Source organism: Bacillus sp. FSL K6-1338 (genome assembly GCF_038006965.1).
Taxonomy (GTDB): domain Bacteria; phylum Bacillota; class Bacilli; order Bacillales; family Bacillaceae_G; genus Bacillus_A; species Bacillus_A thuringiensis_S.
This window is the reverse complement of the sequence record NZ_JBBOWI010000002.1, coordinates 525,705-540,142: the sequence shown is the minus strand read 5'-3', so window position 1 is coordinate 540,142 and position 14,438 is coordinate 525,705. Positions and strand designations below refer to the sequence as shown.

Sequence of the window (14,438 nt, the reverse complement as noted above, 5' to 3'; positions counted from 1 at the left end):
ATTCGTAAAAATTACAAAACGTCTAGGTGGTATTAATTTAAATATTTCACCTGAAAGTAATATCATTATCAATCCTTGTGCAATCGCTGTAACAGAACTTCAGATTACGGATAAAGATGAAGAGCTAGAAGCACTTGAACAATATGATAAGAAAGAACTTGTAGAGCGTGATGGCATGAAGTATGTGAGATTTGTACCAATTTTAGAGAAAATCAATGAAATACTAGGTTTCTTTGACATTATTATTCGCGGGCAAGACTTTGATCAACCAGGATTAAATGTATTCCAACGTACTATGCTAGAAGATGCAATCCGTGAAGTGTTTGATAAACATGGTATTACTTCACATCCTTCCTCTTTATATACAGATGAAGTGAAGAAAGTGGATGGACAGTTAATTCAGTCTCAAGTGAGAAAGCCAGAGCCAGAGTTAAAAGAAATCTATGATGTCATAGTAGAACATCATGGAGACGATGTAAAAGCAGAAGAGTTAATTGCTGCGATTCGACCATTCTTACGCGATGGTTCAAAACCATTATTTGATGGACAAAGTCATTTTGGTCGTGGTGTGGAAACACAGTTAAATGAATCACGCGTTGTTAATTTTAACATTAGTCATTTAGAGGAAGGGTTTTTAAAACCAATCGCTTTCCACGTTATCTTGAACTATATTTGGGAGCATTGGATTAAGAGTCCAGAACACGCTATCAAGCGAAAAGTATTATATGTTGATGAGATGTGGCAGTTTATCGACTATGAACAAACGGTTAACTTCTTGGAAAAAGTAGCACGTCGTTCACGTAAAAGAAATGCCGGTATGTGTTGGGCAAGTCAGGACTTTGTTCGTATTTTAGAAAATGTAAAAGCTCGTGGTATCTTGCAATCTACTTTCTCTTATTTCTTCTTAGAACAAAATAAAATTGATAAGAAAAAGATCCAGGAGAACTTTAACTTAACTGCTGGGGAGCTTGATATTATTCTCAACAACCCTGGAAAAGGAGAAGGGATTTTCCGTGTCGGAGATAGTTCGGTTTGGATTCAAACTGATCCATCTGACAAAGAAATGATGTTCATTGAATCAAATGAAGCGGTACTACAAGAGCTTTTAAACAATATGAAGAAAGTACAAGGTTACGCAGGATAATGGCGTACTCTTAAAAAGGAAGGTGAAATTATGCTTGAGAAAATAGTAGAGTGGGTCGGAGGCTTAATTATTGCTATAGTAAAGGCTTTTCTTAGTCCGGTGTATGCAACTTTGGATCCGCTGCCAGTTTTAGTGTTTGGAGGAGAGGGAACAGAAGGAAAGGGGACAAACTTAGATTTCTTATTTTCAGGTAATTCTCTAACCAAAGTATTAGACACAGGCATGCCTGTCATGTTCAAGCTTGTTGCTTTTTGTGTCCTTGTCAGTGTAGTTATTACGGCGGCAAAATATTCGGCAACAGCTATTAATCCAAATAATAGAACAGCATTAATAGAGTATGCGAAGGATTTGATGATCATTTCAATTTTTCTTTGGCACCTCGATTACTTCTATACACTCATATTTGAAATCAATTCTTGGATAATAATAGAGTTTAGAGACGCTGTTAATGTAGCAAGTGGGGGGAATTTTGATCCAGATAAGGGTACTAAATTTCTACAACCTGGATTTGGTGGGGCTGGACTTACCATTACTGAGCTGGGTTTGAAAGGTCATGAAAATGACTATATGTTTATTATATTTGGTTTGTTTATAGAAGCTGGTCTCATCGTCTGGGCAAACTTTTACTACTTAATGCGAGCGGTGTCACTATACGTTTTAATGTTAATTGGTCCGTTAATGGTAGGCATGTGGCTATTTCCACAAAAGAAACAACAGACATTATATTGGATACGTGAATTTATAGGAGCGGTGTTCATACAAGCAATTCATGCGATTACCTTATGGCTCATTATTTCTTTAATTGGAGCAGCAAATAGTCCGTTAATCAAATTAATTTTACTTGCTATGTTTATCCCAATAGGTGAGATTGTAAAAAGTTTTATTGGCCTTAGTACCAATGCATCAGGTGGCATTCATAGAGCAGGTACGATGATGGGTATGGGTGCTTTAGCAAGTGTGGCTGGACTGGTTAAAGGTGTTCGTGATGACTATCGTAATTCAAAAGCAAAACCTGATGATAAAGGGGATAAAGAAAAGACAAAAGAAGATGCTGATAACCCGAAAGATGCATTAGGAGCGAATTTAGGGACAGATGTTGGTACAACATCTCGTGCAGCTCGTATGTTAAAAGCTGGTCAAATTGGAAGTTCAATTGGTAAAGCGGCTGGTGGACTTGCAGGTATGACAGCAGGAGCTGGTCTTGGACCAGAAGGAATGGCAATAGGGACATTCGCTGGCAGTAAAGCGGGCGGATTTACTGGTGCAGTTACTGGAAGATCTGCTGCTGCAGTTGGCGAAGGGGCTGTAGCCTTAGGAAAACATATTGGTTCCAGTGTAAAGAAGGGTGCGGACACGTATTCAAATCTAAATGGCAAATCTTATCCGGAACTAACCGATGAAGATATCGCACAGGATTTAGCTACAAAAGACTTTGAAAATTGGAAAGCAGATAATCCGGATTCTGCAGTGGCAAGTCGCTTGAAACAAGCATTCCCTGGTGCGTCCGATGCGGAGATTGCTAAAAAAGTAGCGAAAACAAATAGTGATCAAATGTCTCGTTTCTCAAATCAGCGGAAACAGGATTTACAAAATATGAAGAAAGCCGCTACACCATATGGAAATGCTAGAGATTTAGTAAAGGCTGCAACGAATGCATTCCAAAAGGGGTATGAGGCAGACCATAAAGATACGTTTATGAGTCAGTTACCAGAAAATATGTCAGCAGAAGAGAAAGAGAACCATTGGAACGACCATCTGAACACAAAAGTAAAAGGATTTAGAAACCACGCAGAACAAGCTGCAACAAAAGCAGGAGCCATGCCAGTTGATGCGAAGGACAAACAAGGAAATAATCTGTTTGATAAGTCCTATGTGAATAAAGATGCGTTTGCTTCCCGACTTGCATTAGGAAAAGTCGGAAAAGCAGTCGAGGATGTAAAAGGAGAAACGTTGGAAAGTGGCCATCAAAATATGGGACAAGTCGGTGCTCTTGTCGGTGCTTCTACTGCTGCATTTAAGAAAGCGTATAGTGCAGACCATAAGGCTGGATTTATGAAACAATTCCCTGCAGATATGCCGCAACAAGAAAAAGAAGCAGCATGGAATAAGCATTTAGATCAAAAAGTACAAGGCTTCAAAAATTATGCACAACAAGCGGCGGAATCAGCTGGTATTGTACAGCAAAAAGACGGTACAAACTATGCGAATAAAGAAGCTTTCGCTTCTCATTTATCACAACAGTTACAAAAAGATCCTGGTTTAAATGCTATGGGTATATCCAGTTCGGCAGGTATTCAGAAGGCAGTTAATGGTGTGAAAACACACGGTTTGACAAGTGGAAATGGAAGTCAGCAAGCAAAACAAGTAAGTAATGTTGGGAACCTAGTACAAGCCTCTACAGAATCCTTTAAACAGGGCTATGCAGCAGAACAACAGGCAAGCTTTATGAAAAAGTTGTCTCCAACTATGTCTCAACCACAAAAAGAGCAAGCTTGGCAGTCGCACCTAAATGAAAAAGGAAATGAATTTAAAGCAGTTGCACAACAAGCGGCAGTACAAGCGGGAGCGATGCCCGTACAGGCAAAAGATACGAGTGGTAAGAGTCTACATAATCAATCCTATATTAATAAAGATGCCTTTACTTCGCAATTAACAAAAGGTTTACAAAGCCATGCAAGTCTTGGAAAGGTAAGCCAACAAGTAGGTTCTGGAATTACTAGTGCGATTCAAGGTGTTCGTTCACATGGTGTTGAGACAGGTGGCGCAATCAATAAAGCTGTATATGCAGCGACACAAACGCAAGCGAGTATAGCATGTGCAGGAGGTTTTTCCGTTGCGGAAATTGAACGCTCTTATGCAGATGCATCAACAAGTGTAGCGAACATTGCACAAAGTGCTGGTAAAATGTCTATCCCAACTTCCGCAGTGGGACGTATGACACAGCAAAGTACAAAACTCGGCATGAGTGTAATGGAAGGTGCGAAACACCTTATGCTTGCGGATCGCATTGATACAGTATCAAATGCATACTTAAGTGCCGCGAGTGCTGTACAACAATCCGGAGGGAATGCAGTACAAAGAGTGATAAGTGGGACTACTGCTGCTGTTAATACATCATTAGGTGGGAATGCAGCAGAGCGTCACTATAATGTGACAAAAGGCTTAAGTTACGCTGTAGGTGTGATTGGTGGTGCGGGCGCTTATCAAGCAACTGCACGTATGGTAAGTAAACATAATCCGTATAACAGTGCAGTCCGTACAGAAGCAAAAGAGATTCAGGAAATTCAACAGATGGTACCGACAACAACAGATCATACAGGCGCGCAATCGATTGTAAAAGGTGCCGTACGTCTTGTGACGACAAATAATAAATCTTGGATTGAAGCAAAAGACGCTAGTGGTATGACGCAAGTTGTATCTGGTTATGGTAGTGGAGATAGCAGTATACGATCTGGACAAGTCGTATATCAGGACTTAAATATTTCAGATGGACAATTAACGCAGTATCGTAATGGTGCGAAAGCATCTCCGGCTTATATACAAGATTCAAGTGGTGGAAAAATCAATATCAATCGCTCAATCAATGTAAATCCAAATCAATTAGTAGGAAACCAAAATCAAAGACCGTTACAACAGAAACCGGTATTTAATGAACCACCACTTACGGTCAATCACAAGGTAGACAATGGTCACTTCTATATGTCTGATTTAGACCAAGGTGGTTATAAGAATGTACAAATGGTGGTAGAAAGAGATCGTAGTTACATGGTTGCGACAACAACAGACGGTACAGTGTCACGTATTTCGCCATTCGGAAAAGGAGATACGCGTTTACAAGCAAACCAAAGGATTGAAAGAGCTTGTGAAGTGAAAGACAGTAGTATTAAGCCAAAAGAAGAAATTTTAGTCACACATACACAGGACGAAGTTGTTCGTACAGAGACGCATCTGAATTTATCAGAACATGACCCGCAAAATCTGATTCCATTTGCGCCAAATCCTCGCTTAGCGCAGCGAAGAGGAAGAAATTCTCAAAATGGAAAATATGGTGTGATAAGTCTATGAGTCAAAATCCTAACGATCCAAATGAACAGAAAAAAAGTAATCCTTTAAAAGATGTAGCTTCCCACTTTATTAAGAAAAAAGGGATGCAAGCGCGCGGGAAGATGGCAAAATTGGCAGGAAAAGCAGGAAGGGCGGCAGCGAAAGCTGCTGCCAAAATGCTAAAAGCAGGTATATTAAAAATTGTGGGTGCTGTTGTGGCAGCGGTTGGAGTACCTGCCGCTTTAATTATGGGAGTAATTATTGCTGTGTGTGTGATTTTAGTCTCTTTTGTACCTTTTACCGATGATGAAGGTAAGACAGAGGAACAAGTAAAAAAATATATGGAAGTTTCAATGGCATTGAATGTGGATTGGAAAGAGGTTGTCGCATTTGATATGGCGCGATACGATAATGATTTGACTGGTAAAGATCCGCACGATGCTATATCATATTTCTTGGATATCCAATATGAAGAATATACGGAAAAAGAGGTATGTGAGGCAGGACCGAATGGTCCTTGCGAAAAAAAGAAAAAGGAGATGCAAAAAACAAAATCTGAAAATTACTCCGGACCAGATGTAAAAAAGATATTAGGAGATACAGATTTTAAGAAAAAAATAGATGAGATTAATGCGAGTGGAAGTAAAAAAGTGACAACATCTTCTCATGGGCTAGAGAAAGCGATGGAACTCGCAAAGTTTAGTAAAAGTCAAAAAGAGCGTGCGCGTGAGATATTAGAAGCCGGGATGTTAGAAGGTATGTATGGACATCTTGCTCCTACTACTGGTGGATTTATTGGTGGTATGTGTGTAGGTAATGTGAGTCCTGGCGGAGAGCCTGTTAACCTTAATGCAAAAGTTACAGGATATCTTCCTAAGATTAAAGAAATGGCAGAAAAACATGGTGTTGCTCAATATGTTGGTATTTTGGCTGCCCAAATGATGCAGGAATCAGGTGGAGCAGGAAATGACCCGATGCAGGCTTCAGAGGGGCAATATGGAGATATGAGCTCATCTTGTATTGGTGTAAAGGGAAATGCTCGTGTAGGGTGTATTAACGATCCCAATATTTCTATAGAAGCAGGTGTACGGGAATTTAAAGATGTACTAGGAAAGGCCAATGGTGACATTGCACTCGCTTTGCAGTCATACAACTTTGGCGAAGGTTTTATTAGTTACGCTTTAGCAAAGGGTGGCTATTCAGAAGAAACAGCTATTGAGTTCTCAAGAAGTAAGAATCATTTAAATCCAGGTGGTTGCTCCGATCCGAATAACTTTCGAACCAAGGTAAATGCGTGTTATGGAGATTTTGTGCGCCCATAAGGGGGCAAGGAAAAACGGTGATTGCAAGCTGTTAGGTCAACCCTAAAAGACCTAGTATCACTTGGCTAACCTTGGAGGGAAACTGAAAGGGGACAACAGCATGCCAAGAAAGCCGTAAGTTGGCTAAACATCAAGTCAAGACTGAGCGGCAAGATATAAAGTATAGATAAGGATGAAGGCTAAACTGCTTGAATGATAGCACAAGGGAGGCCACCGTAACTAGTCTCGAAAGATGTTTATAAACGAGATTCAACAGATATCATAAAGATAGTATGAGTCATCTTATATGAATAGGGTTATCTGTTGCCCACTTCTATATGGAAGAAAAGTGTGAACGTCACATCCGACACTATACGTGCAAATTCCTTGTTTACTAAATGGGGATTGTCTAAGTTAGAATGCCTGCGAGGCTATTGAGGATAACTTCAAGATGTAACAGTCAAGAAGTATGGCTCATGAATATCTAATATGACAACGGAGCCTTCGTAGTAGTCAGAGCTAGGGAAAGCCTAGTACAGGGCGAAGGAAGGCAGTCTGTTAGCTTATTACCAAATTGGGGAGGTGCGAAAGGCACTATGCAATGTCCAAAAATAGTACTAAGCAATCTGCGAACGAAGAGTCTTAATAAGGAATATCAATATACAAGACTTTATCGTAATTTATATAACCCAGATTTCTTTTTATTAGCATACGATAATCTAAGTAAAAATGATGGCGCATTAACGATAGGAGTAGACCAAAGGTCTATTGATGGTTTTTCTATGAAGGAAGTGGAAGACTTGATAAGTGTTTTAAAAAGTAAAAGCTATCAACCATATCCATCTAGAAGAACCTATATTGAAAAGAAAAATGGCAAGAAAGGGCCATTAGGAATTCCTAGCTTTTATGATAAATTAGTCCAAGAAGTTATACGTATGATACTAGAAGCAATATATGATTCAAGCTTTTCTAGTTCATCACATGGATACCGAAAAGGAAAGGGATGCCATAGTGCGTTATTAGAGATAAAGCGCACATTTACAGGTAGTAAATGGTTTATCGAAGGAGATATTAAAGGATTTTTCGACAATATTGAACATCATACTCTAGTTACAATTCTTAAAAGAAGAATAAAGGATGAGGCGTTTATAGAGTTGATCTGGAAATTCTTACGAGCTGGATATTTAGAAGAATGGAAATTTCATAATACCTATAGTGGAGCACCTCAAGGTGGAATCATTAGTCCAATACTTTCTAATATTTATCTAAATGAATTAGATGCTTATATGAAAAAGTATCAGGATAGATTTGAATCAGGGAAAAAGCGACAAATAAATAAAGAGTATAGTAATTTACAGTATAAAGTGCGGAAGATTCAAGAGAAAATCGATACTGCCTATCTAAATGGAGAAGTAACACGAATTACGGAACTAAAAGAACAACACAAAGTTTTGAAAGGGAAGTTGTTACAAACACCTTATAATAATCCAATGGATGAAAATTATAGAAGGCTCAAATATGTAAGATATGCGGATGACTTTCTTATTGGAGTAATAGGTTCTAAAGAGGATGCAATTCTTATTAAAAATGAGATAGCTTCATTTTTGAAAGAAGAGCTAAAACTAGAATTATCTATGGAAAAGACTCTGATAACAAATGCCTTCAAGAAACACGCTAAATTTCTAGGATTTGAAATTAAAGTGTTTAAAAGTGAAGCAACACGTATTAACAGTCTTGGGAGAGCTTCTAGGGTTCTTAACGGTAAAATTCAATTAAAAATGCCACATGAGGCATGGATAAAGAAACTTCAAAAGTATCAGGCCATTAAAATGTGTGCCGATGGCACTTGGAAACCCCAGCCAAGAGGATATTTTCAACACAATGAAGATTTAGAGATTATCACGCAATATAATAGCGAAATTCGAGGTTTATACAATTACTATCGACTAGCTGAAAATGTGAGCAATCACATGCACCGCTTTGCATATTTCATGTATTATTCAATGTTGAAAACTTTTGCGTCAAAATACAGAACACGTACGAAACAAATTCGAAAGAAATACGAAAAGTACGGACAATTTACTGTACAGTATGAGACAAAGAAAGGAATGAATAAAGTTCATTTCATTGAAAGAAAGTTTCCAATGACAAGAAATTTATCACTAGAAGGAACAGACATTTTACCAAATACTCGGCATGTAATGAGTACGACTAAATTGTCAGATAGAATCAAGGCGGAAACATGTGAACTATGCAGAGCTAGCAATGTTGTGATACATATGCATCACATTAGGAGATTAAAGAATCTACGAGCAAAGTCAAATAAATCATATCTTGAACAACAAATGATAGCGAGAAATCGAAAGACTATCGCACTCTGTAAAGAGTGTCATATGAAAAGACACAAGGGCGAGATATAAAAATGCAGAAGACAGATGGAGAGCCGGATACATTGAGAGATGTAAGTCCGGTTCGGGGAGGAACATTTGGAAACCTATCACAGGAATGTAATAAGGCGCTGGATGTTTACTCTACACATATGTTTCCAAAGTTTTAAAATATTACAAGGATTTAGGTTGTGTAGCAAATGGAGATGGAGAATGGATTTCTGATAAAGGTTGGAAATGGCCAACGAAATCAGGGCGTATTACAGGTACATTTGATGAAATTCATAATAACAAACCGCATAATGCTGTAGATATTGGAGCCATGACCGCTGGAAAACCGGGAGACCCTGTATGGTCGATGGAAGCAGGAATAGTTACAGCTCAAACAGGATATGTAAACTACGGTGGTCTAGGTGTCTATATTGACCATGGAAATGGCATTTTATCCCGTTATTTACACTTGAGTAAGATTTCAGTTACTCCAGGAACTATGGTAACAAAAGGACAAATTATCGGGGAAATGGGTGGTTCTAACTATGTTGGTGGTGTTCTGAACATGCTTGGATACGCTGTCCATTTAGATTTCCAAATTCGTATAAACGATCAACCGATGGATCCAATGAAGTTCTTTAAGAAAAATGATGATCCAGGATTATCATCTGGTGGTTCTCCTACCATGACAAATGCTAAACGACAAAAGGTACTGGAAGAAGCGAAAAAATGGCTAGGGCAAGGAAAAGTCAGATATGTATTAGGAGACCGTAATCCACCAGGTGGCTCTTCAGATTGCTCAGGATTTACGCAGTATGTCTTTAGAACAAGCATAGGTGTACAACTTGGAGATTGGACAGGTGCTCAAGTCGGACAAGGTAAACAAGTACCAGATATCAATCATGCACAACCAGGGGATCTTATTTTCTATGAAAACCCAGGGCACGTTGCAATTTATATGGGGAATCAAAGAATGATTCATATTGGTGATAATAAAGGTGTACAAATTACAGGTCTAAACTATACGGCAAGAGGTCAACATATGACGCAAATTCGTAATGTTATAGACTGATTTGGGATGTGAAGAAATGAAGAAAGTCATGAATGTGTTAGCGAATCTGCCTCGTAAGTACTTAGTTATATTGGGGATTATTGTGTTGGTAGTAGGCGTTGCTACTTATAATACTATTCATCGTTACATGATGAAATCTCAAGTACAAGAGGAAGAGCAAGTCAATCAAGATGAAATCGAGATGCTTGGAGATAAGCCAAAGGGATTTGATACAAAGGAAGAGGAATATATCGCAAAGACAAAAACTGTAGAGGATTTACTACGAAAAATTTCTAATAGTAGTTATGATGTTCCGTATTTGTTTACAAAGGCTGGATTTGGTATTGAACCAATGAAGATGACAAGTAATGAGCGTATGCTGGCTACAGAAGCTGTTCAAAGGTATTTTCTAAATGGAGATAAGTTTTACAATGCGCGTATTACCAAAATTGATCGTGGGAAAAAAGTAGATACGTTTCATATTGAAGTTTTAATTCAACAGGTAAACTTCTTAGAACCACGACAATTTAAAGTGCAGGTAAACAAATATGCTCAAATTGTAACACCAATTGAACAAATTCCACATGGACAAGAAGAAGTACCTGTGGATTAAGAAGAAAGTGAGGGTTGTGGAGGAAAACACAACCCTTTTATAAAAAATAAAGAGTACCTAAAATTATTTATTGAATATTCATAATTTTCTGATATAATAAAACCATGGTTAAAAGAAATTTGTATATAACGCTAAATGAAATGGATATGGAGGAATACAAATGAGAATGTTAATTGGTACTGCTGCGAATTTTGTTTCGGGGTATTATATAGGACGAAATTCTGGATTATTAGGAACGTTGCTTGGCTGGGCTTTTCTGTTGGGTGGTGGCTATCTGTTAATAGAAAATTGGGATAGTATCACAGTATGGATGCATAGTTTGAATATTGTACAAGGACTAGATGGTTACGAAGACATGAGCAATGGCTTTATTTTTATCTGCTTAGTAGTAAGTGGCTTTATTCTCATCTTGTTGTCACCAATTTTCGTTATATTATTAGTAATTTGTTTCGTATTAATGAATATTGTAGCTTGTACACTTGTGTTATTAACATCACCAAGTACGTACATAAAGAAAAAAGATAAGGAGAGTGAATGGGAATGAGTACAATTCTAGTTTTAGGTGGATCAAATGGAAGAACGTTAGAGAAGTTGGCCAAAAAAAGAGACTGCCAGGTTATTTTCCATGATGGGAAAAATCACGGAGGCGTAAAGAAAACCTTTCGAAGTGTTATAAAAAAATGCGATGTTATTGTCATTCAAAAAGGTGCATGTGGCCAGGTATCTATTGATGTAGCAAAAGAGTACGCAAAGAAGTATGATGTCCCACTATTATTTAATCCAGGATTTGGTGAAACTGGTGCGCTTGAAATGGGATTAAAGCATTTGAAGGTTGCATGAGGTTTGATACATATCTGTGGAATTGTAATTGTTAAATCAATATATACCATTAAAAAGGGTGGAGGAAGAAGTAACAGTTTAATCGAAAAGGAGGAATGAGGTGGAAGAAGAGTGTTATTGTAATGCAGAGGAAGCCGAAAAATGATTATAAAAAGAATATTGCATACCAAAATGCAACTAATATAATCCAACCAACTATTAGAGCGATATATTTTATAATTCTCAAGTTTTACTCCTTTTTGACTATAGATTACTTTATCTGTCAGAAGTTTATTGTTATTTTAAAATTCCATTAGAAATGAATATGAAAATGCGATATTTTGATTTTGAAATACTAATAAAAATTAAAAGGACCTGAAATGGACAACAGGCCCTTCTACAAAAGTGCATAAGAGGAAAACAATGACTATTTATATATTATCAATGAATGTAATTTAATTCTAGGTTCCAGATATTGAGAAATAAATATTAGAAATGCTGTTAGCATAGCGGATGTAAAAATCATAATGAAAGAAATATTCTTACCTTATGAACGGATATTTTTGGGGCAAGTAAAAAAGAGCGCTATTGAACAACGCTCTTTCTCGGAGTGTGTAGAGTTGATCGAATAAAGTAGGTGTATGTGTGTATTATCATCCCGCCCAGTATAGACTATGAATTTTTTTAAAAAAGGTTACGAAAAATACAAAAACACTTATAAAAGTATTTTTGTATTTATTGCTACTACAATCAGCAGTAGCGAGAACATAATGAAAGTGGAGGATGGAAAAAAAGAATATGAGTAGTGGTATTAGATATAAATCGGGTTTCGTCATTTTGATTTATTTTGTTATGACACAATTTGTAGGGATAATAGGTGTACAATTGTTAGCGAAGACAGGTTGGTATGATATCCAGGGAAACCAACAGCAAGCAATCCAACAACTTCTTGTGCATTGGGAACTAATTGGATTTTCACTTACATTAATAATCATTTTTCTTATATATAGTAAAGAACTAATGAATGATCCCAAGTTATCGATTAAATTATCAAGAAATTCATTTGTATGGATTTTAGTTGGGATCATAGTAGTATTTCTTGCGCAGATGGTTGGTAGTGTTTTAGATAAGAGTGTATTTCAGTTAACTACGCAATCAGCAAATACGTCTAGTACAGTCGCTGCTGCAGCAATATCTCCTGTGGCACTTGTTTCAATTGTTCTTCTTGCGCCTTTAGTAGAAGAGTTTGTTTTTCGTTATGCGGCCATAAACATTTTAATGTCTAAGTTTAAGCAAACTTGGAGCATACTAATAAGCTCATTGTTCTTTTCTATCATGCATTTTGATTTTCCATTTATTTTTGGATATTTTTTATTAGGACTTGTGCTTGCTTTAGTATATGTGCGTACTAATAGGTTACTAGTATCATTTGTTGTTCATGCTAGTATGAACTTAATTGTTGTTATACTCCAGATTTCTTGATGAAAAAGCAGCGGATTTGTGCAACTTACTAGTGATCTAGTTTTGTATGTTTATGGATTTAAAATTATGATAAGATTAATAAGAATACATTTGAAAATGTGGGTTCAAGTTGCTGTATTGACTGAATTGCACCAAAAAAACCAATTCCATTACACGGGAATTGGTTTTTTTGGTGTGTGTTGTTAGCATAATTATTGACGGCCTAAAGGAGATTTGTTTCTTTGTAGTTTAGTATAACTTAAATAAAAAGAAAATTCAAAAACAAAATGATGAATCTTTACATATTTTTAAATTATAACACAAAAATGTAAAGACATGGTTTATAATGGGTGGTGAAACACTCTCCTATGTTTCTAGTGACTGTATCTTTTATCTGTTTTTGGTGCGAAATCTGTTGATAGATTTTGCACTTTTTTTTAATGTTTAATAGGATCAGAATGATATAGTGCCCCTATTTCTTGTAAACTCCTTTTCTCCATACCCACTCAATAGGACCATACCGGAAATATTTACTCCAAATCTTGCTGAATATAATTTGTACAAAAATAATTAAAAGCCCGAAGATACATAGTTGCCAGTAATATACGTGTGAGGCATCTTTAAAGCACCAAGAAAGAATGACAAGCGTAAGTATGCTTTGAGTGATGTAATTCGTTAAAGCATACTGACCAACGTTCATAAAGGGGTGCAGACATTCTATATATTTTTTATTCTCACAAACTCTCAGTAGAGTACAAATATAGAATATAGCTAACGTTTTCCCTCCAAATAGAATCCATAGTTGTACATCCTGAGAGTAATAGACATCTGTTTTTATAAAGTAGTAGATAATAGGACAAGAGAGAAGACATGAGATACATAACGAACTCCACTGTAAAAATCTAATTTTCTTTATTAATTCCGGTACCCTTTTAAAAATATTTTTCTTACCAGCCCATAATCCGATTAAAAATAAGCCTATATATTCCGGAATTCCTATGAGTAGTTGCTGGAATTCCTGGGTCATTAGAAAGAAAAGACGTGCTTTTACTTGATGAGAATAATGTATAAATAGATTTACAGTGTGATTGGTAGTGTTGCCTGTAAACATATATTGATAGTAATTGGGTACTTCAGGAATAGAAGAACTTGCTCGTAAAAATACAATAACATGTAATACATAACTAACCGTTAGGAAACTACAACCAGCTATAAAAATAAGCTTAGTAGATCGCTTATAAAAGAACAATAGAATAAATCCAGCTATAGCATACGCATGTAGAATATCTCCAAACCATAGAAAGGTGAAGTGGAGTGAACCGAAGACTAGTAAAATACACAGTCTCCGGGTAAATAGTTTATACATAGGATATCCTTTTGCTTCTGTATTTTTCATAAAGATATAAAATCCTACTCCAAATAAGAATGCGAAAATAGTGTAGAACTTTGCTTGTATAATCAAATCTACTAAAAATCGAATCGTTTTATCTGTACCGGTGTAACCTGCCTGATTAAAGGGATCTAGTCCCGTCATAGTGGGTAGATTCGCAAATAGGATACATAGTATGGCGATACCTCTTATTATGTCTAAAGAATGAATACGGGCGTTTTGTTGCATGTTAATTCT

Annotated in this window: 7 protein-coding genes and 3 pseudogenes; 9 read left to right on the top strand and 1 reads right to left on the bottom strand. The window is 36.8% G+C overall.

Features of this window, described 5'->3' with window-relative positions; translation table 11 throughout:
- The 9 genes and pseudogenes from NZ044_RS29390 to NZ044_RS29350 all read left to right on the top strand — a co-directional run.
- Nucleotides 1–1,144: pseudogene (locus NZ044_RS29390) on the top strand (VirB4 family type IV secretion system protein); the annotation flags it as partial.
- 30 nt (nucleotides 1,145–1,174) lie between these two features.
- Complete coding sequence (locus tag NZ044_RS29385) at nucleotides 1,175–5,209, top strand: hypothetical protein (RefSeq protein ID WP_340950210.1); 4,035 nt, start codon at nucleotides 1,175–1,177, stop codon at nucleotides 5,207–5,209.
- A pseudogene (locus tag NZ044_RS29380) lies at nucleotides 5,206–6,498 on the top strand (lysozyme family protein); the annotation flags it as partial. The gene NZ044_RS29385 and the pseudogene NZ044_RS29380, both read left to right, overlap by 4 nt.
- Nucleotides 6,499–7,085: 587 nt before the next feature.
- Nucleotides 7,086–8,909, top strand: coding sequence for a reverse transcriptase/maturase family protein (locus NZ044_RS29375; RefSeq protein WP_340950209.1), 1,824 nt, complete (start codon nucleotides 7,086–7,088; stop codon nucleotides 8,907–8,909).
- 112 nt (nucleotides 8,910–9,021) lie between these two features.
- A pseudogene (locus NZ044_RS29370) lies at nucleotides 9,022–9,939 on the top strand (peptidoglycan DD-metalloendopeptidase family protein); the annotation flags it as partial.
- 16 nt (nucleotides 9,940–9,955) lie between these two features.
- Complete coding sequence (locus tag NZ044_RS29365) at nucleotides 9,956–10,531, top strand: hypothetical protein (RefSeq protein WP_000757469.1); 576 nt, start codon at nucleotides 9,956–9,958, stop codon at nucleotides 10,529–10,531.
- A 160-nt stretch (nucleotides 10,532–10,691) separates the two neighbouring features.
- The gene (locus tag NZ044_RS29360) at nucleotides 10,692–11,075 is read left to right on the top strand and encodes a hypothetical protein (protein ID WP_001242521.1); all 384 of its coding nucleotides are present in this window, start codon (nucleotides 10,692–10,694) and stop codon (nucleotides 11,073–11,075) included.
- The gene (locus tag NZ044_RS29355) at nucleotides 11,066–11,371 is read left to right on the top strand and encodes a DUF2325 domain-containing protein (protein WP_340950206.1); all 306 of its coding nucleotides are present in this window, start codon (nucleotides 11,066–11,068) and stop codon (nucleotides 11,369–11,371) included. The genes NZ044_RS29360 and NZ044_RS29355 overlap by 10 nt, the downstream gene beginning before the upstream one ends.
- Nucleotides 11,372–12,148: 777 nt before the next feature.
- Nucleotides 12,149–12,832 carry a CPBP family intramembrane glutamic endopeptidase gene (locus NZ044_RS29350; protein ID WP_098506574.1) on the top strand — a complete coding sequence of 228 codons (684 nt, stop codon included), beginning with the start codon at nucleotides 12,149–12,151 and terminating at the stop codon, nucleotides 12,830–12,832.
- A 451-nt stretch (nucleotides 12,833–13,283) separates the two neighbouring features.
- Here the strand turns inward: NZ044_RS29350 and NZ044_RS29345 are convergent, their stop codons facing one another.
- Entirely contained in the window at nucleotides 13,284–14,429 is a 1,146-nt protein-coding gene (locus NZ044_RS29345) for a DUF418 domain-containing protein (RefSeq protein ID WP_340950205.1), read from the bottom strand.
- Nucleotides 14,430–14,438: the final 9 nt, after the last annotated feature.